This is a genomic window from Arthrobacter sp. CAN_A1, assembly GCF_015751665.1.
In the GTDB taxonomy this organism is placed as follows: Bacteria; Actinomycetota; Actinomycetes; order Actinomycetales; family Micrococcaceae; genus Arthrobacter_D.
Map to the genome: position 1 here is coordinate 1 of NZ_JADOUR010000004.1, position 18524 is coordinate 18524.

An 18524-nucleotide genomic window follows, 5' to 3' on the forward strand; every position below is an offset into this window, starting at 1 on the left:
GCAGCGTTCATGTACCGGATGGCGGGGAGCCCCTCCTACACCGCACCGGCCAGGTCACCCTTCGGGGACGTTTCCACCAACAACCAGTTCTACAAGGAAATCTCCTGGTTGGCCTCCACCGGAATCAGTACCGGCTACCCTGATGGCACCTACCGTCCGCTGGGATCAGTGAATCGGGATGCGATGGCAGCGTTCATGTACCGGATGGCGGGGAGCCCCTCCTACACCGCACCGGCCAGGTCACCCTTCGGGGACGTTTCCACCAACAACCAGTTCTACAAAGAAATCTCCTGGTTGGCCTCCACCGGAATCAGTACCGGCTACCCTGATGGCACCTACCGTCCGCTGACGCTTGTGAAACGGGATGCGATGGCAGCATTCATGTACCGGTACTCCACCAGATTCCAGTAAGTTTCAGCACGGTTTGAAAACTGCATCACCAGGAAAGCCCCGCGGTTCACCCCGCGGCGCGTTCCTGTGCTCGATGGCGGTCGGAGATCCGCGTCTGATCCGCCCGTGCCCGTAGAGTGGACCCACCGATTGCATCACTTTCTGGGGGGGAACAAATGGCTGCATCATCGACTTCGGCACGAGCTGTGCCCGACCCGCCGCTTTGGTTGCCGCATTACGGCGCATCACCGAAAGTCGCAGTGGAGCGCTTCGTCAGAAAGTATGCAACGACATCCGGGCGTGCCAGTCGTAGCGAATTTTGGTGGTGGGTTCTCGTCTCGGGAGTCGTCTGCAGTCTTCTGAACATTCTGATGACCTCTGGCGGACGTGTTTATCCATCGATCGGGCATCTCACTGCCGAACCAGTTGTAGCCATCGGGTATGCGCTGTTCCTGCTCTGGATAGTGGCCACAGCTATTCCAAGCATTGCACTGGGCATCCGTCGACTTCACGACACCAACGAAAGTGGGTGGCTACTCTTGACGATCGCAATACCGGTCGTTGGTCAGCTAGTGCTGCTCTTCCTGCTGATCCTCGGCCCGAACGCGGAAGGTCGTCGGTACGATGAGCAACCTTTAGGCCTGGGCGTCACCCGCCCTTAAGCTGCAACGCTCTACCCTTACTGCCAACGTCAATGTTGGCCATGATGTTTACCAGGCGTCGACTTCGCCGGCACCGGCAGGGGATCCGCGGGTCGCGTGGTCGAAAAGAGTCCGGGTAGTTCTGGGCATAAAAAAACCCCGGCGAACCGGGGTTTTCTCATTGTGCGCGGAGGGGGACTTGAACCCCCACCCTCGTTAAAGGACTAGCACCTCAAGCTAGCGCGTCTGCCATTCCGCCACCCGCGCAGGTGATGTTTTCCGTAGCTCTAAACCTCGGAAGCAGCGAAAAAAACTCTAACACGATGAAGGCCCAAGAGTTTAATCCGCCGTTCTCAGCGGCAGGAGAACCGCCAGGAACCGGCACCACAGTGGTTAGGCTGGTGGAACAGACCATTTGGCTCAGGAGGCCCACACGATGACCATCAAGCCCGAAGACGAAGTTGTCCGCATCTGCCAGGAACTGATCCGCATTGACACATCCAACTATGGCGACAATGTGGGCCCAGGTGAGCGAGCGGCGGCCGAGTACACGGCGGGCCTGATGGACGAAGTTGGCCTAGGGTCACAAATCTTCGAGTCGGAACCGGGCCGCGCCTCGGTGATCGCCAGGATGCCGGGCTCGGATCCGTCACTACCGGCCCTGGTGGTCCACGGGCATCTGGACGTCGTCCCCGCCCAGAAAGAGGACTGGACTGTTGACCCGTTCAGCGGTGAGGAGAAGGACGGCCTGATCTGGGGCCGCGGCGCCGTCGACATGAAGGACATGGATGCCATGATTCTTTCGGTCCTCCGCAGCATGCAGCGCGACAAGATCCAGCCCAAACGCGACCTGATTTTCGGGTTCTTCGCTGACGAGGAGGCCGGCGGCACATACGGCGCATCCTGGCTGGTCGATACCCAGCCCGGCCTGTTCGAGGGAGCCACCGAAGCGATCTCCGAAGTCGGCGGTTTCTCAGCGACCATCGGTGGCCAGCGCACCTACCTGCTGCAGACCGCCGAGAAGGGCATCTCCTGGCTCCGTCTGGTGGCCCACGGCCGCGCCGGCCACGGCTCGCAGATCAACACCGACAACGCCGTCACCCGCCTCGCACGCGCCGTCACCAGGGTGGGGGAGTACCAATGGCCGATCGAGCTCACCCCCACCACCCGCCAGTTCCTCGATGGTGTGACCGAACTCACCGGCGTCGAATTCGATCCGGACAACCCCGAGACGCTCCTCGCCGAGCTCGGCACCGTGGCCCGTTTCGTCGGGGCCACCCTGCAGAACACCTCCAACCCGACGGTGCTCAAGAGCGGGTACAAGCACAACGTCATCCCCGGCACCGCCGAAGCGCTGATCGACGTCCGCACCCTCCCCGGCCAGGAGGAGCAGGTCCTTGCCACCATCAAGGAACTCGTGGGCGACGGCGTCGACGTCACCTACGACCACAAGGACGTCTCCCTGGAGGTGCCGTTCGCCGGTAACCTGGTCGATTCGATGATCGATGCCCTCCACAGCCAGGATCCGGGGGCGAAGGTCCTGCCGTACACGCTCTCGGGAGGCACCGACAACAAGTCGCTGAGCCGGCTCGGCATCACCGGGTATGGCTTCGCCCCGCTCCAGCTGCCCGACGAGTTGGACTTCACCGGTATGTTCCACGGCGTCGACGAGCGGGTCCCCACCGAATCGCTCAAGTTCGGCTCCCGCGTCCTGCACCGTCTGCTCACCACCTACTAGGCGGTATCACAGTGCCCACCCCCGAGGACATCCTCCCCGACAGCCTGCTCGACACATTCCGCGAACGCGCCGCCAGCTACGACGCGCGGAACGAGTTCTTCCATGAGGATCTGGTGGATCTCCGGGACAGGGGGTATCTGGCGCTGATGACCCCGGAAAGCGACGGCGGCAGCGGGTTGGGCATCGAGGCGGTGGCGGCGTGCCAGCGGCGGCTGGCAACGGCCGCGCCCGCCACGGCGCTGGCGATCAACATGCACCTGGTGTGGACCGGCGTCGCCCTGCTGCTGCAGCGCCAGGGGGATCACTCGCTGGCGTACGTGCTGCGGGAAGCGGCCCAGGGGGAGTTGTACGCGTTCGGACTGTCAGAGCCGGGCAACGACGCGGTCCTGTTCGATTCCCTCACCACCGCCACGGCACAGGCTGGCGGCGGGTATGTCTTCGCCGGCACCAAGATCTTCACGAGCCTGGCTCCCGCCTGGACCCGCCTCGGCGTGTTCGGCAAAGCCACGGCACCGGACGGGACGGAGGAGTTGGTGCATGGCTTCGTCACCCGGGGGACCGCCGGGATCCACACGGTCGAGGACTGGGACACCCTCGGCATGCGGGCCAGTCAGTCGCACACCACCCGGCTCGACGGCGTCGCAGTGCCGGCCGAAAGGATCTTCAGGCACCTGCCTGTGGGCCCCAACGCGGACCCGCTGGTGTTCGCAGTCTTCGGGGTGTTCGAAACGCTCGTGTCGGCCGTGTACACGGGGATCGGGGACAGGTCACTCGACCTCGCCGTCGCATCGGCGGGGGAGCGAACCACCGGCCGGGACGCGGTACCGCTCTCGCAGACGCCCGAAGCCCGCTGGCAGGTGGCCGACGCCGCGATGGCCATGGATTCCCTCGACGCCCAGCTGCGGTCGATAGCCAGGGATCTTGATAACCGGGTGCACCACGGCAGCCGCTGGTTCGCGAAGCTGGTGGCCCTCAAGCTCCGGGCCACGACGGTGGCGCGCAACGTGAACGATGTGGCCCTGCATCTGGCAGGAGGCCGCGGCTACCATGCGACCAGCGAAATTGGCCGGCTGCACCGGGACGTCCTCGCAGGGCAATATCATCCGTCGTCCAGCGAGTCGGCTCACCGGACGGTGGCAGCGGCCTGGCTGGGTCCGCTGACGGAGGACTAGCTTCGGCCGGTCAGGCGGTCCGCTCCACCCGGAGAACCTTGCGTCGCATCCAGTACCGCCGGCCGCCGCCGATATAGATGCAGCTGCGTTCCAGTTCCCACTTGCCGTATTCGGCGTGCTCAGTCAGCGCCTGACGCGCCGCACTGACCGGTTCGCCGGCGTTAACGGTCAGGACCAGGTACTCGTACCGGCGTTCGACGTCGCGCTTCGGCGCCGTCGCGCTCATAAAATGTTCTCGCATTTCCCTCCAATTTTGATCACTTTACCGATAACGTCTACCCATGAGTATTGATCCGCGTGTCGCGCTCCAAACCCTGGTTTCAGCGCTTGAAGAGCATCTGAACGCGGCGGCCTCCCGGCGTGGTGACGAGGATCCGGCTGTCGAGGCCGCCTACCTGGCCATCGCCGATGCGTTCGATACCTATGAGGAGGTCCTCTACGACGCCCACGGAGAGGTGACGCCGCTGGTCATTTACGAGGACGGCGACGACGAGGACGAGTCCTAGGGCTGGGCTGACACCTCGTCGAGCACAGAGGATATTTGCGCCGGCAACGGATCCTGTGCTGCTGACAGCACATCCTTGAGCTGGTGACCCGTCCTGGCGCCGGTCATCGCCGCCGCAACCGTCGGGCGGTGCAGCACCCAGCGTAGGGCGACCTCCAGCGGGGCGAGATCCAGGCCCCTCGCTGCGGTGACCAGGGCTTCGGTAATCCGGTGCGGGCGACCCGAGAGGTACGGCTCCACATAGGGAGCCCACAAGTCGGAGGCCGCGCGGGAGTCCGACGGGGTCTGACCCCGGTACTTCCCGGTCAGCACGCCGCGACCGAGCGGCGCCCAGGCCACCAGGCCCACGCCAAGAGCGGCAGCGGCCGGCGTCGCCTCGCGTTCGACGGTCCGGTTCAGCAAGGAGTATTCAGCCTCGTGAGCAACAAGGGGGAAGCCTGCCGTCGCCGACGCCAGCGCGAGTTCCCAGCCGGCGTGATTGGACACCCCCACGTAACGGGCCCGACCGGTCCGGTAGGCGAGTTCCAGCGCTCCAAGGGTCTCCTCCAGGGGAACAGCGGCGTGCCGGGCCGGCGCCAGCCACAGGTCAACGTAGTCGGTACCGAGGCGGGCCAGCGACGCGTCGAGGGAGTCGAGCAAGCCCTTCCGGGACCCGTCAGCACGGCGTACCCCGGCGTGCTGGCGCGCCGACCCGCCCTGCACGGCGAGGACCAGCTCGGAGCGGGCAACGGTGTCGCCGATAAGATCGCCCAGCATCGCCTCCGCCCGGCCCTCCGAGTATTGCGCGGCTGTACCCACCAGGGTGCCGCCCGCCTCGGTGAACAGGCGTAGCTGTTCCCGGGCGGTTTCCTCATCCGCGTCCTGACCCCAGGTCATAGTGCCCAATCCCACACGGGATACTGTCAGACCGCTGCTGCCCACGTTTTGCCACTGCATACGGTAAGCCTAAAGCCTGTGGCGGGCCGCCTGCCTCCCCGTGCCTGGCAGGTACGTGCTCTAGGGTCTTAGATGTGAATTGGATCGAAGCTGCCATCCTGGGCCTGGTGCAGGGCCTGACGGAATTCCTGCCCATCTCCTCCAGCGCCCACCTGAGGATCGTCGGCGAGTTCCTGCCGAACGCACAGGACCCGGGCGCCGCGTTTACTGCCATCACCCAGCTCGGCACCGAAACCGCTGTGGTCGTCTTCTTCTGGCGTGACATTGTCAGAATCATCACGGCCTGGTCCAAATCGCTCGTCGGCAAGGTACCGACCAATGACCCGGACGTGAAAATGGGCTGGCTCGTCATCCTCGGCAGCCTCCCCATCGGGATCCTGGGACTGCTCTTCCAGGACCAGATCGAGAGCACTTTGCGCAGCATGTGGCTGACAGCAACCATGCTGGTGGTCTTCGGCCTGATCCTGGCGGTGGCCGACACCGTCGGCAAACAGGACCGGTCACTCGACCAATTGACCTACCGCCACGGCATTTTTTACGGCTTCGCCCAGGCGCTGGCGCTCATCCCGGGTGTCTCACGATCCGGCGGCACCATTACCGCGGGCCTGTTCATGGGCTACAACCGGGAAGCCGCGGCCCGCTACTCCTTCCTGCTCGCCATTCCGGCGGTATTCGCCAGCGGCCTCTTCCAGCTGGTCAAGAGCTTCGACGAGCCGGGCCCCTATGGTCTGGGAGAGACCGCGCTGGCAACCGGGATTGCCTTCGTGGTGGGATTTGTGATCATTGGATGGTTCCTGAAGTTCGTCTCGACCCGCAGCTACGGCCTGTTTGTCTGGTACCGGATCCTGCTGGGACTGGCCCTGTTCCTGCTCCTCGGATTCGGCGTCATCAACCCCTGATCTTCTCTGCCGCAGGCGCGGCACTGCCCCCGGGCTGGTCGGGCTGCTGCCCCAAAGAACGTATTGTAGAAGACGTGATTGCGTGGAACTCTCGACCTATTCCTGTCCTGCCCGGCGAAAGCGCCGACATCGGGCTGTACGACACCAAACAGCAGCAGCACGTCGCCCTGCCGACCGATGCCCGGCACGGCCTCTACGTCTGCGGCATCACGCCGTACGACGCCACCCATATGGGCCACGCCGCGACCTACGTCGCGTTCGATCTCCTGAACCGACTCTGGCGCGACTCGGGCGCCGTCGTGAATTATGTCCAGAACGTTACCGACATTGACGACCCCCTCCTCGAACGGGCTGCCGCGACTGGGGTCGAGTGGACCGACCTCGCCACGCAGCAGACCGACCTGTTCCGCGAGGACATGTACGAACTGAACGTGATCCCGCCGGACCATTATATTGGCGCCGTCGAATCGATTGAGTGGATCGTGCCGGTGATCGAGTCCCTGCTGGAGCGGGGGATCGCGTACCCGGTTCCGGGCAATGGATCGGAGCCCGACGGCGACATCTACTTCTCGGTGGACGCCGCGTCAGCTGCACTGTCCGGCCCCGACGCCTGGTTCCTCGGCGCCGTCTCCCACCTGGACCAGGGCGACATGACCAGTCTGTTCGCCGAACGCGGCGGCGACCCGGCCCGACCAGGGAAAAAGCACCCCATGGACCCGCTGCTCTGGCGCGTCGCACGGGCCGGTGAACCGGACTGGGATGGGAACACCCTGGGCCGGGGCCGTCCCGGCTGGCACATCGAATGCGCCGTCATTGCCCAACACTTTCTCGATCTGCCGTTCACCGTGCAGGCCGGCGGCTCGGATCTGGTGTTCCCACACCACGAGATGAGCGCGGCCCACGCCGAAGCGGCAACCGGGACCCCGCTGGCACGGCATTACTCCCATGCTGGCATGGTGGGCCTGGATGGCGAGAAGATGAGCAAGTCCCGCGGTAACCTCGTCCTGGTGTCGACGTTACGCCGCGACGGCGTCGATCCGGCAGCGATCCGGTTGGCCATCCTGAACCACCACTATCGCTCCGACTGGTCCTGGACCGACAAGGTGATCCCCCGCGCACAGGATCAGCTCGCCAGCTGGCGGCTGGCCCTGGGCTCCGCCACAGAGGAAGCGGCTGCCACGCTCACCGCTGAATTACGGGCAGCACTCGCCAACGACCTCGACGCACCGTCCGCGGTGACCGCCGTCGACCGCTGGGCCGCCGACGCACCCACCACGGGGGGCACCACCAGTGGCGCCGACGGCGTGGTGGACGCTCTGGACGCCCTGCTCGGCATCAACTTGACGAGGTAGGCCAGCCGCCGTCCCACCAGTGCCGGTGAGGCGTCAGTCCTTGCGGCGCTTCTTGAGGTACCGCTCGAATTCCCTGGCGATTGATTCGCCGCTTGCTTCGGGCAGTTCAGCGGTGTCCTTGGCCTCTTCAAGCTGCCGCACGTAGGCGGCCACTTCGGGATCCTCAATAGCGAGTTCGTCGACACCGCGCTCCCACGCCTCTGACTCTTCGACCAGGAGGTGGGTGTCCACTGAGAGGTGGAGCATCTCCTCCAGCCGGTTCAGCAGAGCGAGCTGCGCCTTGGGAGACGGGGACTGGCCCACATAGTGCGGCACGGCTGCCCACAGGGACAGCGTCGGGATGTCGGCCAGCAAACCCACCTCGCTCAGCACCCCGACAATGCCGATCGGCCCCTCATAGGTGGACGGCTCAATGTCGAGATTTTCCCGCACCAGCTCATCATCCGAGGTGACAGTGACGGGGATGGGCCGGGTGTGCGGTACGTCGGCTAGCAGGGCACCGACCAGGATGATGCAGTCGACGTTGAGCTCCTTGGCTGAAGCAATCAGTTCCGCCGTGTAGGCACGCCATTTATAGGACGGTTCAACACCGTGCACCAGGATAATGTCCACGTTGGTGTCCGGCACTGATGCCTTGCTGATCCGGGTGGTGGGCCATTTGATCTTGCGCTGGCCGGTGGCGTCGCGGGTCACCACGGGGCGGGTGAACTGGAAGTCGTAGAATTCATCGGCGTCGATGGTCGCCACTTTTTCGCTGCCCCAGTAACGCCCCAGGAACTTCAGGGCGTCGCTGGCCGCCTCGCCGGCGTCGTTCCAGCCCTCGAACGCGGCAAGCAAGATGGTCACCCGACGTTCGGGCGCATCACTATCCTGGAAAAGGCCACGGATTCCGGGCTGGACGCTCTCATCAAAGGTACTCACCACTTCACCCTAAACCTCCCCGCCAACTGTGGGCAGCTATTGCCCACCGCTTCGCGCAGAGCCAAAGCAGCCACGGGCGTGGCTGCCCTCCCCGTAGACTGGGGCCATGGCTATTTTCGATCCCAGTTCAGCTGCGCCACGTTCCGGACAGGCACCCAGTGCCGACCCCGGGGGACTGCAGGCGGTTCTCTGGGATATGGACGGCACGATTGTCGATACCGAACCGTACTGGATCCAGGCGGAAAAGGATCTGGTAGCCCGGCATGGTGGCAGCTGGTCAACCGCCGACGCCGAAGCTTTGGTGGGCCAGGCACTCTCCTTCTCGGCCGGTGTTCTGCAGCGGGCCGGCGTCGACCTGCCCATCCGCGACATCATCGATCACCTGACCACAGCGGTGCAGACCCGCGTCGCCGAAACCGCCCCCTGGCGGCCCGGTGCCCGCGAGCTGCTCGCGGACCTCAAGGCGCAGGGCATTCCCTGCGCGATGGTCACCATGTCCGAGCAACCGCTGGCTGCCGAAGTGGTGCGCCAACTGCCGCCGGGCACGTTTGACCTGCTGGTCACTGGCGATATGGTCCAGCGGGGGAAGCCCGACCCGGAGGCCTACCAGGTGGCGTTCGACGCCCTGGGTGGGGCGTCCGGCAGCCTGACCAAAGACCGGGTCGTGGCGATTGAGGATTCATTGCCCGGTGCCACCTCGGCGGAGTCCGCCGGACTGGTCACCCTGGCAGTGCCGCATATGATGGCCCTGCCCACCGATCGGGGCTGGTTCCAGTGGTCCACCCTTGAGCACCGATCGGTGGCAGACCTGAACCGGCTGGTCCACGATCACCGCCCGGTCCCGGCCGAACAGGCAGCACGGTGACCACCCCCGAAGCCGGGGGCCTGCGCCGGCGCGAGGGAATCTCGCTGGGCCGGCTCCTGGGGATCCCCATCGTCCTGGCCTGGTCCTGGTTTCTCATCGCCGGGTTCGTGGTGGTGGTGTTCGGTCCGCAGGTAGCCCGCGCTTTTCCTGGGATCGGGGCCGGCGCCTATGGGGTTGCCCTCGGCTACGCCCTCCTGCTGGCGGCGTCAGTACTGGTCCACGAACTCGCCCACGCCCTCTCGGCACGCCGCTTCGGGTGGCCGACGGCCCGCATTGTCCTGAATCTCTGGGGCGGGCACACCCAGTTCGAGAACTTCAATGCCAGCCCCGGCCGCTCCCTGGTGGTGGCGTTGGCCGGTCCCGCAGCGAACTTCCTGCTCGCGCTGGGCGGCTGGCTGGCCGTCCCTCTCTTCGAACCCCAGTCGGTGGGACGGCTCCTCGCCGACATCTTTATCTGGGCGAACCTTCTGGTCGCCGTGTTCAATGTGCTGCCGGGCCTTCCGCTCGACGGCGGGCGGATCGTCGAATCCGCCGTGTGGAAAGCCACCGGCAACCAGGACAAAGGCACCGTGGCGGCTGGCTGGGCGGGCCGCATCATCGTGATTCTTCTCGTGGTGGCGGTGCTCGGTGTGCCCCTGCTGGCCGGAGGAACCCCTGACCTGACTGTAGTCATTCTTGCCGCGGTGATGGGCGCATTCCTGTGGATGGGGGCGACAGCAGCCATCCAGAACGCCCGGATGCGGTTGCGGCTCCCCGAGGTCAGCGCCGGTCGGCTGAAACAACCGGCACTGAGCATTGCTGCGGGGACCACTGTTCAAATGGTCAGGAGGCTCGTCCGGGACAATCCGGGCGCCGCGATTGTCCTCACCGGCCCGGGAGGTCTCCCCGAAGCCGTAGTGGACTCCGGGGCGCTGCTCAGTGTTCCCGACGACGCCGCCGAGCAGACCCTGATCAACGCTGTAGCCCGTGCACTGTCACCGGGCGCCTACGTCCTGGAGTCAGCCGAAGGCCAGGAACTGGTCCAGTTCCTGGCTAAACTACCCGGCAGCGAATACGCGGTGATCGACCGGCTCGGCCGGGTCACCGGGCTCCTGCACCAGTCGACAGTCATCTCGGCCATCACCGGCAAACCCGGCCCCACCCTGTAACCTCACCACCCGTCTCACCGCCCCACGAGCTAAGGATTTCCCTGATGAACACCCCCGGAACCACCCCCGCGGAACACCCTCCCCACGGTGCCGCCGTCCGCCGGGGTCCGTTCCGCGCTGGTGAACGCGTGCAGCTGACCGACGAAAAGGGGCGCATGAATACCATCACGCTGACCCCCGGCGGAGCCTTCCACACGCACAAGGGTTTCCTCCTGCACGACGGACTTATCGGAGCACTGGAAGGTTCAGTCCTCACCAACACCAGTGGACAGCTGTACCAGGCACTCCGCCCGCTCCTGTCCGACTTTGTGCTGTCCATGCCCCGTGGCGCGGCAGTGGTCTATCCCAAAGACGCCGGCCAGATCATCACCATGGCGGATATCTACCCGGGCGCCCGGGTTGTGGAGGCGGGGGTGGGCTCCGGTGCCCTGTCCATTTCCCTGCTACGGGCCGTGGGGGATGCAGGCTACCTGCACTCGTTCGAGCGTCGCGCCGAGTTCGCCGATATTGCCCAGGGGAACGTCGAGACCATCTTCGGCGGTCCGCACCCGGCGTGGAAGATCACCCTGGGCGATTTCCAGGAGCAGGTGGTCCAGGAGGAAGAGCCGGGCAGCGTGGACCGGGTGGTCCTGGACATGCTGGCACCCTGGGAGTGCCTCGACGCCGTCGCCACGGTACTCGCGCCCGGCGGCGTGTGGATCAACTACGTCGCGACCGTGACCCAGCTGTCACGGACCGCCGAAGCCATTCGGGCTGACGGCCGTTTCACGGAACCCGATGCCTGGGAGTCGATGGTGCGCGGCTGGCACCTTGAGGGCCTGGCCGTCCGCCCGGATCACCGCATGGTGGCCCACACCGGCTTCCTCCTCATCACGCGACGGCTGGCGCACGGGGTCACGGGCCTGTCACCCAAGCGGCGCCCGTCCAAGACCGATTTCAGCGCAGAGGACCTCAACGCCTGGACCCCCCAGGCGGTGGGCGAGCGTGAAGTATCGGATAAGCGGTTGCGACGCGTGGCACGAGATGCCAGTTCCACCATCCAGCGCGGCGCCTTGCCCGCCGAAGAGGCGCAGGCCCGACGCGACCAGCTCGCTGACGCCGCCCAGGACCCTATCCAGGATGCCGGGGAACGCTGAGTTGTGGGGTCGCCGGGCAGGTTCATCCCCCCGGGGGCCAGCCTGACTATCAGGAATTACGCGGCCCACTGCGCTATGGTCGAATGAGAGCACTAATCGAGCACTGAAGGTGGGCGATACGCATGGCTGACTTCGAGAACGTAAACCCTCCAGATTTGTCCGCGGCCGTCCCGCAGGAGGCCGCAGCTGGCGCGGGCCAGCTGGCCGCAACGCAACGGCAACTGAACATCCTGCGGGACCGCATGCGCAACATTGACCGGCAGCTGTCCTCGGCCGCCCAGAACAACACCAAACTGGTGGCAGCGCTGGAAACCGCGCGGGCCGAAATTGTCCGTCTCAAGGGTGCGCTGGAGAATGAGGGTGCCACCCCCTTCAGCTTCGGCACGATCATTGCCCTCAACGTCCAGAGACCCGCAGACCAGGGCACGACTGCGTCGGGCACCGCCCAGGACAGCGCGGACATCCTGCAGTCCGGCAGGAAACTGCGGGTGGCGATCAGCCCGTTGGTCAAGGTGGGGCAGCTGATGCCCGGCCAGGAGGTCCTCCTCAACGAATCCCTGACCATTGTGGCGGGGCTGGCCTTCGAACGCGCCGGAGAACTGGTGACCGTCAAGGAGCTGCTGGGCTCCGACCGTGCCCTGGTGATCGGACGGGCCGACGAGGAACGCGTTGTCAGGCTCAATGGGCCCCTCCAGTCGGAGCGGATCCGGGTCGGTGACGCCCTGTCGGTCGACAATAGGTCCGGCTACGCGCTGGAGAAGATCCCCCGCAGCGAGGTGGAGAATCTTGTCCTTGAGGAAGTACCCGATATTGCCTACGAGGATATCGGTGGGCTGGGTCCGCAGATTGAGCAGATCCGGGACGCCGTCGAGCTGCCGTTCCTGCACCCGGACCTGTACCGGGAACACGGGCTCAAGGCGCCCAAGGGCATTCTGCTGTACGGCCCTCCGGGCTGTGGCAAGACCCTGATTGCCAAAGCGGTGGCCAACTCGCTTGCCGCCCGCGCCATCGAACGGACCGGATCCACCGAAACCCGCAGCTACTTCCTGAACATCAAGGGACCCGAACTGCTGGACAAATACGTCGGGGAGACCGAACGCCACATCCGGCTGATCTTCGCCCGGGCCCGCGAAAAGGCTTCGGACGGCAGCCCTGTTGTGGTCTTCTTCGACGAGATGGACTCCCTGTTCAGGACGCGGGGCACCGGGGTGTCATCCGATGTGGAGACCACCATTGTTCCGCAGCTGCTCAGCGAGATCGACGGCGTCGAAAAGCTGGAGAACGTGATTGTGATTGGCGCTTCCAACCGGGAAGACATGATCGATCCGGCCATCCTCCGGCCGGGTCGCCTGGACGTCAAAATCAAGATCCACCGTCCCGACGCTGAGGGCGCAGCCGAGATTTTCGGGAAGTACATCACCGAGAACCTGCCCCTCCATGAGGATGATCTGGGGGAGCACGGCGGCAACCGTTCAGCCACTGTGCAGGGCATCATCCGGCGCACCGTCGAGAAAATGTACTCGACCGCGAAATCCAACGAGTATCTTGAGGTCACCTACGCTAACGGCGACACGGAGATGCTGTACTTCAAGGACTTCAATTCCGGCGCGGTCATCCAGAACGTGGTGGACCGGGCCAAAAAGTACGCTATCAAGGACCTGCTGCTGGATGGTCAGAAGGGCCTGAGGATTGAGCATTTCCTCCGCGCCGTCGTCGACGAGTTCCGTGAGCATGAGGACCTGCCCAACACCACCAACCCCGACGACTGGGCGCGGATCTCCGGCAAGAAGGGGGAACGGATCACCTATATCCGGACCATCGTGCAGGGCAAAGCCGGCCAGGAGCCGGGGAAGACCATTGAAACCACTGCCAATACCGGACAGTATCTGTGACACCAGCAGGGCCAACCACCGATGCTTCAGTCCTCGATCCTGAACGGTTCTCCGCCCACCGTGTGATGGGCACCGAAACCGAGTACGGCATCATCGCCCCGTCGATCCCCGACGCCAACGCGACCGTACTGTCCTCCCAGGTGGTCAACGCCTACGCGGCGACGCTCCGGGAGGGGCTGGGGAATCTCGCCGGCACCCGCTGGGACTACACGGATGAGGCTCCGCTGGCCGACGCCCGCGGCTGGCATCAGGCCCGGCACGCGGCCGACCCGTCCCAGCTGACCGACTCTCCGCCTGTGCTCACCGCCGAGCAGATCGCCCTGCTGGATGCCGGCCTGGACGACGCCGGCCCCCTGGATCAGGCGGTCCTGATGAACCTGGTCCTGAATAACGGGGCCCGGCTGTACGTCGATCATGCCCACCCCGAATATTCATCACCGGAAGTGACCAACCCACGCGACGCTGTGCTGTGGGACCGTGCCGGCGACGCCGTCGCCCTGGCGGCCATGCGCCGGATCGCCGCGACCCCCGGCTTCGCACCGGTCCACCTTTACAAGAACAACACCGACAACAAGAGCGTCTCCTACGGTTCGCATGAAAACTACCTGGTGCCGCGCAGCGTTCCGTTCAACCATCTGGCGTCCGTGCTGATCCCGTTCTTCGTGTCCCGCCAGACCATCTGCGGGTCCGGCCGGGTGGGTATCGGCGCCCTGAATCAGGCGCCCGGTTTCCAGCTCAGCCAGCGCGCCGACTTTTTCGAGAACGAGATTGGCCTCGAAACGACGGTCCGCCGACCGATCATCAATACCCGGGACGAGCCGCACGCCGTCGCCGAGAAATACCGGCGGCTCCACGTCATCATCGGGGACGCCAACCTGAGCGAGGTCTCCAACTATCTGAAACTGGGCACCACGTCGCTGGTGCTTTCCCTGATTGAACGCGACAGCGCCCCGGTTCCTGCGATCCAGGATCCGGTCCGCGAGCTGCAGGCCGTCAGCCACGATCCCAGCCTGAAGCACCGGATCAGGCTGGTCGATGGCCGGCTGGTGACGGCGCTCGACCTGCAGGAGCTGTACCTCGAGGCATGCCGGGGCGAGGCCGCCCTCCAGGGTGGGACTGATGAACAAAGCGCTGACCTTTTGCACCGGTGGGGGGCACTGATCGACACCCTCCGCCGGGACCCGTTCGACGCCGCGCACCAACTTGACTGGGTGGCCAAGCTGAAGGTGCTGGAAGCCTATCGGAGCCGCGACGGGCTGTCCTGGGACGACCCTCGACTGGCCCTGGTGGACCTGCAGTACTCGGACCTGCGCCCCGAGAAGAGCATCTATCACCGGCTGTCGGCGCGCGGCCAGATGGACCGGCTGGTCACCGACGAGCAGGTGACTGCCGCGGTGTCCCATCCGCCGGAGGACACCCGCGCCTACTTCCGCGGCCGCTGTATCAGCAGTTTCCCCCGGGAAGTGGTGGGCGCCAGCTGGGACTCGATCATCTTCGAACTCGCCTCCCAGCGGCGGCTGCAACGGATCCAGACCCGCGAGCCGCTCCGCGGAACCGCCGCCCTCACCCGTGAACTGTTTGCTGCGTCGGCCGACGCCGAAGAATTTGTTGCCCGGCTTTTGAGCAGGCCACAAACCAACATGGCACCATAGAGACCACTAGGTTTAGCGCATCACATCCTCAGCAATGAAAGGTGCCCGCCATGGCTACACAGGACCGCAGGAACACCGGGTCTCGCCCCGAGGAGCAGGACGAGCAGCAGGATACGCCCGTCCCTGATGCCGGGGACACCCCCGACGCGGGAACGCCCACCGCGCAGACCCAGGGGGTCGATGACCTGCTCGACGAAATCGATGGGGTCCTCGAGTCCAATGCCGAAGAGTTTGTCAGAGGTTTTGTCCAGAAGGGTGGCCAGTAACCTCGATGAAGGTGGAAGACGCTACCGCGTCGATCGGCCGTGCTGCCTCAGCGTCCTTCAGCGGATATTTGGGCGCCAACCACCCCGATCTGCTGCCCTCCAGCCGCTCGGCTGGCGGCCTGACGCCGGCCAGCGCCGCGACGATGGCGCCCCATGCCACCACCATCGTGTCGATGACCTACGCCGGTGGAGTGTTAATGGCCGGCGACCGGCGCGCCACGATGGGCAACATCATCGCCAGCCGCCACATCGAGAAGGTGTTCCCCGCCGACATGTTCTCGGTCCTCGGCATCGCCGGCAGCGCGGGGATCGCGCTCGACATCATGCGGCTGTTCCAGGTGGAGCTGGAACATTACGAGAAAATTGAGGGCACCCTGATGAGCCTCGACGGCAAAGCCAACCGGTTGGCGGCCATGATCCGCGCCAACCTGCCACTGGCGCTGCAAGGGCTGGCGGTCGTCCCCCTCTTCGCCGGGTTCGACACGGTCCAGCGGGTGGGCCGGCTGTTCTCCTACGATGTCACAGGCGGACGCTACGAGGAGCAGGAACACCATAGCGTCGGGTCCGGTGCCGCCTTCGCACGGGGCGCCCTGAAGAAGCTGTGGAAACCGAACCTCGACGAGGACCGTGCGGTGCGGGTCGCCGTCGAGTCCCTCTATGACGCTGCCGATGACGATTCAGCAACGGGTGGCCCCGACGTCGTCCGCCAGCTGTGGCCGGTGGTCTATACGGCAAATAGTGCCGGTGCCCGCCGGATCCCTGAGCGGGAGCTGGCGCTGGCCGCCGCCCGGGTCATCGATTCGCGCTCAGTGGCGGGGCGGGAGGCATGAGCATGACCCAACAGTTCTATGTCTCACCCGAACAGCTCACCAAGGACCGCGCCGATTTCGCCCGGAAAGGGATTGCCCGCGGACGCTCGGTGGTGGTGCTCAGCTGCCGGGACGGGATCGCGCTGGTCGCCGAGAACCCGTCGCCGTCCCTCCACAAGGTCGGTGAGATCTACGACCGGATCGCCTTCGCGGCGGTGGGCAAGTACAACGAATTTGAGAGCCTGCGACAGGCCGGGGTCCGCTACGCCGACGTCCGCGGGTACTCCTATGACCGCGAGGACGTGACGGCACGCGGGCTGGCCAGCGTCTACGCCCAGAGCCTCGGCGCGGTGTTCACCGCCGACAGCAAGCCTTTTGAAGTGGAGCTCGCTGTGGCCGAGGTGGGCGCCCGGGTGGACGCCGACCACCTGTACCGGCTGACGTTTGACGGGTCCATCGCCGACGAGCGCCGGTTCATTGTGATGGGCGGGCAGGCGGACGCCGTCGGCGACGCCCTGACCGGCCGGTGGGACGCCGAGCACAGCTTTGCGGAAGCGGTGCGGACCGCCGTCGACGCCCTCCGGCACCACGGGGTCAGCGCAGCCGGTGGCACCAGCGAACCACGGGCGAGGCTTGAATCCAGCGCACTGGAGGTCGCCGTCCTGGACCGCGACCCGCTGACCACCCGGGGCGCGCGCCGCGCCTTCCGCCGGTTCCTGCCCGCCGAGGTGGGAGACATCCTCAACGTCGGGAAGGTTGGCCCCTGATGGACCGCAGAATCTTCGGCATCGAAACCGAATTCGGGATCGCCTACTCGGGGCCCAACTCGCGCCCCCTCTCACCCGAGGAGGTTGCCCGCTACCTGTTCCGCAAGGTGGTCAGCTGGGGCAGGTCCTCCAACGTGTTCCTGACCAACGGCTCCCGGCTGTACCTGGACGTGGGTTCCCATCCCGAGTATGCCACTGCAGAGTGCGACGACGTCGCCCAGCTCATCGCCCACGACCGGGCCGGCGAGCTGATCCTCGAGGACCTGGTTGCCGAAGCGCAGCGCCGGCTGGCCCACGAAGGGTACGACGGCAGGGTCTACCTGTTCAAGAACAACACCGATTCGGCGGGCAACTCCTACGGTAGCCACGAGAACTATCTCATTCCCCGGAAGCTTGAGTTCAGCCGGTTGGCGGACATCCTGATCCCGTTCCTGGTGACCCGGCAGCTGCTGGTCGGTGCGGGCAAGGTCCTGAAAACTCAGACCGGAGCCGTCTACTCCTTCTCCCAGCGCGCCGACCACATCTGGGAAGGGGTGTCCTCGGCCACCACGCGGTCCCGGCCCATCATCAACACCCGGGACGAGCCGCACGCCGACGCCGAGTATTACCGCAGGCTCCACGTCATCGCCGGGGACTCCAACATGTCCGAGACCACCGCCATGCTCAAGGTGGGGTCCGTTGACCTGATCCTGCGGATGATCGAGGCCGGGGTCATCATGAAGGACTTCCGGCTGGAAAACCCGATCCGCGCGATCCGGGAAATCTCCCACGACCTCACCGGCCGGCAGCAACTCAAACTGGCCAGCGGGCGCACCATGTCGGCGCTCGAGATGCAGCAGGAATATCTGTCACGGGTCAGGCAGTTCGTTGACACCAACGGCGCCCACACGCCGCATGTGGAACGGATTCTCGAGCTGTGGGGGAGGACCCTGCAGGCCGTCGGCAGCGGCGACCATTGGCTCATCGACCGTGAAATTGACTGGGCGATCAAGAAGAAGCTGATCGACCGGTACCGGGACCGCCACAGCCTGGGCCTGGAATCCGCCAGGGTGGCTCAGCTTGACCTGACCTATCACGACATTTCCCGCGAACGGGGCCTATATTTCCTGCTCCAGCAGCGCGGCGAGACCGAGCGGGTGGTGGACGACGTCGACATCAAGAACGCTGTCGACATCCCCCCGCAGACCACCCGCGCCCGGCTACGGGGAGAATTTGTCCGCCGCGCGAAAGACGCCAACCGGGACTTCACCGTCGACTGGGTGCACCTCAAGCTCAACGACCGCGCCCAGCAGACCATCCTGTGCAAAGACCCGTTCCAGTCGGTCGACGAACGGGTCGAGGCACTGCTGGCCCAGCTGTGAATCCCCGGGGAAACTGACCACCAGGAGAAATTTCGGCCCCCAAACCGTTAGGCTGGATAGGTTCAATCACCGGT

General features: G+C 65.3%; 19 protein-coding genes and 1 tRNA gene. 16 read left to right on the forward strand and 4 right to left on the reverse strand.

What is annotated here, in order from left to right; translation table 11 throughout:
* Positions 1 to 411 (forward strand): S-layer homology domain-containing protein (locus IWX62_RS05845; RefSeq protein ID WP_196840448.1); only part of this gene is annotated, 411 nt, incomplete at its 5' end.
* 155 nt (positions 412 to 566) lie between these two features.
* Entirely contained in the window at positions 567 to 1052 is a 486-nt protein-coding gene (locus IWX62_RS05850) for a DUF805 domain-containing protein (RefSeq protein WP_196840449.1), read from the forward strand.
* A 163-nt stretch (positions 1053 to 1215) separates the two neighbouring features.
* Here IWX62_RS05850 and IWX62_RS05855 read toward each other — a convergent pair.
* Positions 1216 to 1298 (reverse strand) — tRNA-Leu (locus IWX62_RS05855).
* A 169-nt stretch (positions 1299 to 1467) separates the two neighbouring features.
* Here IWX62_RS05855 and IWX62_RS05860 point away from each other — a divergent pair.
* Both IWX62_RS05860 and IWX62_RS05865 read left to right on the forward strand, forming a co-directional pair.
* Positions 1468 to 2769: a M20/M25/M40 family metallo-hydrolase gene (locus IWX62_RS05860; protein ID WP_196840450.1), complete on the forward strand. Its 1302-nt coding sequence runs from the start codon at positions 1468 to 1470 to the stop codon at positions 2767 to 2769.
* A gap of 11 nt (positions 2770 to 2780) precedes the next feature.
* Positions 2781 to 3941 carry an acyl-CoA dehydrogenase family protein gene (locus IWX62_RS05865; protein ID WP_196840451.1) on the forward strand — a complete coding sequence of 387 codons (1161 nt, stop codon included), beginning with the start codon at positions 2781 to 2783 and terminating at the stop codon, positions 3939 to 3941.
* 10 nt (positions 3942 to 3951) lie between these two features.
* Here the strand turns inward: IWX62_RS05865 and IWX62_RS05870 are convergent, their stop codons facing one another.
* Positions 3952 to 4182, reverse strand: coding sequence for a DUF5703 family protein (locus IWX62_RS05870; protein ID WP_196840452.1), 231 nt, complete (start codon positions 4180 to 4182; stop codon positions 3952 to 3954).
* Positions 4183 to 4222: 40 nt separating this feature from the next.
* Here IWX62_RS05870 and IWX62_RS05875 point away from each other — a divergent pair, with 40 nt between their 5' ends.
* The gene (locus IWX62_RS05875) at positions 4223 to 4447 is read left to right on the forward strand and encodes a hypothetical protein (protein WP_196840453.1); all 225 of its coding nucleotides are present in this window, start codon (positions 4223 to 4225) and stop codon (positions 4445 to 4447) included.
* Here IWX62_RS05875 and IWX62_RS05880 read toward each other — a convergent pair.
* Positions 4444 to 5382 (reverse strand): aldo/keto reductase, encoded by a 939-nt coding sequence (locus tag IWX62_RS05880; RefSeq protein ID WP_196840454.1) that lies wholly within the window; start codon positions 5380 to 5382, stop codon positions 4444 to 4446. The two genes, IWX62_RS05875 and IWX62_RS05880, sit on opposite strands and share 4 nt — an antisense overlap.
* A 74-nt stretch (positions 5383 to 5456) precedes the next feature.
* Between IWX62_RS05880 and IWX62_RS05885 the strand changes: the two genes are divergently transcribed.
* Positions 5457 to 6281, forward strand: a complete 825-nt coding sequence (locus IWX62_RS05885; protein WP_196840455.1) for an undecaprenyl-diphosphate phosphatase — start codon at positions 5457 to 5459, stop codon at positions 6279 to 6281.
* Between the two features lie 74 nt (positions 6282 to 6355).
* Positions 6356 to 7633: a cysteine--1-D-myo-inosityl 2-amino-2-deoxy-alpha-D-glucopyranoside ligase gene (mshC, locus tag IWX62_RS05890; protein ID WP_196840456.1), complete on the forward strand. Its 1278-nt coding sequence runs from the start codon at positions 6356 to 6358 to the stop codon at positions 7631 to 7633.
* Positions 7634 to 7666: 33 nt separating this feature from the next.
* Here the strand turns inward: mshC and IWX62_RS05895 are convergent, their stop codons facing one another.
* On the reverse strand, positions 7667 to 8521 hold the full coding sequence (locus IWX62_RS05895; protein ID WP_333483258.1) for a PAC2 family protein: 855 nt from the start codon (positions 8519 to 8521) through the stop codon (positions 7667 to 7669).
* Between the two features lie 139 nt (positions 8522 to 8660).
* Here IWX62_RS05895 and IWX62_RS05900 point away from each other — a divergent pair, with 139 nt between their 5' ends.
* The 9 genes from IWX62_RS05900 (at position 8661) to pafA (ending at position 18450) form a co-directional block, all read left to right on the forward strand.
* The gene (locus IWX62_RS05900) at positions 8661 to 9419 is read left to right on the forward strand and encodes an HAD family hydrolase (protein ID WP_196840458.1); all 759 of its coding nucleotides are present in this window, start codon (positions 8661 to 8663) and stop codon (positions 9417 to 9419) included.
* Positions 9416 to 10567, forward strand: a complete 1152-nt coding sequence (locus IWX62_RS05905; RefSeq protein ID WP_196840459.1) for a site-2 protease family protein — start codon at positions 9416 to 9418, stop codon at positions 10565 to 10567. Before IWX62_RS05900 ends, IWX62_RS05905 begins: the two co-directional genes overlap by 4 nt.
* 44 nt (positions 10568 to 10611) lie before the next feature.
* Positions 10612 to 11703 carry a tRNA (adenine-N1)-methyltransferase gene (locus tag IWX62_RS05910; protein WP_196840460.1) on the forward strand — a complete coding sequence of 364 codons (1092 nt, stop codon included), beginning with the start codon at positions 10612 to 10614 and terminating at the stop codon, positions 11701 to 11703.
* Positions 11704 to 11945: 242 nt separating this feature from the next.
* The gene (gene arc / locus IWX62_RS05915) at positions 11946 to 13595 is read left to right on the forward strand and encodes a proteasome ATPase (protein ID WP_442859241.1); all 1650 of its coding nucleotides are present in this window, start codon (positions 11946 to 11948) and stop codon (positions 13593 to 13595) included.
* A gap of 65 nt (positions 13596 to 13660) precedes the next feature.
* Positions 13661 to 15247 (forward strand): depupylase/deamidase Dop, encoded by a 1587-nt coding sequence (gene dop / locus IWX62_RS05920; RefSeq protein ID WP_333483259.1) that lies wholly within the window; start codon positions 13661 to 13663, stop codon positions 15245 to 15247.
* A 50-nt stretch (positions 15248 to 15297) separates the two neighbouring features.
* On the forward strand, positions 15298 to 15513 hold the full coding sequence (locus IWX62_RS05925) for a ubiquitin-like protein Pup (protein WP_196840463.1): 216 nt from the start codon (positions 15298 to 15300) through the stop codon (positions 15511 to 15513).
* Positions 15514 to 15518: 5 nt separating this feature from the next.
* Complete coding sequence (gene prcB / locus IWX62_RS05930; protein WP_196840464.1) at positions 15519 to 16343, forward strand: proteasome subunit beta; 825 nt, start codon at positions 15519 to 15521, stop codon at positions 16341 to 16343.
* 2 nt (positions 16344 to 16345) lie between these two features.
* Positions 16346 to 17089 carry a proteasome subunit alpha gene (gene prcA, locus IWX62_RS05935; RefSeq protein WP_196840465.1) on the forward strand — a complete coding sequence of 248 codons (744 nt, stop codon included), beginning with the start codon at positions 16346 to 16348 and terminating at the stop codon, positions 17087 to 17089.
* Positions 17089 to 18450 (forward strand): Pup--protein ligase, encoded by a 1362-nt coding sequence (pafA, locus tag IWX62_RS05940; protein WP_196840466.1) that lies wholly within the window; start codon positions 17089 to 17091, stop codon positions 18448 to 18450. Before prcA ends, pafA begins: the two co-directional genes overlap by 1 nt.
* The last annotated feature ends 74 nt before the right edge of the window (positions 18451 to 18524 follow it).

What these genes read in the sequence shown, in the direction of transcription:
- pafA (WP_196840466.1), top strand. Translation starts at nt 17,089, where the DNA reads ATGGACCGCAGAATCTTCGGCATCGAAACCGAATTCGGGATCGCCTAC.
- dop (WP_333483259.1), top strand. Translation starts at nt 13,661, where the DNA reads ATGGGCACCGAAACCGAGTACGGCATCATCGCCCCGTCGATCCCCGAC.
- arc (WP_442859241.1), top strand. Translation starts at nt 11,946, where the DNA reads ATGCGCAACATTGACCGGCAGCTGTCCTCGGCCGCCCAGAACAACACC.
- IWX62_RS05900 (WP_196840458.1), top strand. Translation starts at nt 8,661, where the DNA reads ATGGCTATTTTCGATCCCAGTTCAGCTGCGCCACGTTCCGGACAGGCA.
- prcB (WP_196840464.1), top strand. Translation starts at nt 15,519, where the DNA reads ATGAAGGTGGAAGACGCTACCGCGTCGATCGGCCGTGCTGCCTCAGCG.
- IWX62_RS05880 (WP_196840454.1), bottom strand. Translation starts at nt 5,382, where the DNA reads ATGCAGTGGCAAAACGTGGGCAGCAGCGGTCTGACAGTATCCCGTGTG.
- IWX62_RS05850 (WP_196840449.1), top strand. Translation starts at nt 567, where the DNA reads ATGGCTGCATCATCGACTTCGGCACGAGCTGTGCCCGACCCGCCGCTT.
- IWX62_RS05875 (WP_196840453.1), top strand. Translation starts at nt 4,223, where the DNA reads ATGAGTATTGATCCGCGTGTCGCGCTCCAAACCCTGGTTTCAGCGCTT.
- prcA (WP_196840465.1), top strand. Translation starts at nt 16,346, where the DNA reads ATGACCCAACAGTTCTATGTCTCACCCGAACAGCTCACCAAGGACCGC.
- IWX62_RS05860 (WP_196840450.1), top strand. Translation starts at nt 1,468, where the DNA reads ATGACCATCAAGCCCGAAGACGAAGTTGTCCGCATCTGCCAGGAACTG.
- IWX62_RS05870 (WP_196840452.1), bottom strand. Translation starts at nt 4,182, where the DNA reads ATGCGAGAACATTTTATGAGCGCGACGGCGCCGAAGCGCGACGTCGAA.
- IWX62_RS05925 (WP_196840463.1), top strand. Translation starts at nt 15,298, where the DNA reads ATGGCTACACAGGACCGCAGGAACACCGGGTCTCGCCCCGAGGAGCAG.
- IWX62_RS05910 (WP_196840460.1), top strand. Translation starts at nt 10,612, where the DNA reads ATGAACACCCCCGGAACCACCCCCGCGGAACACCCTCCCCACGGTGCC.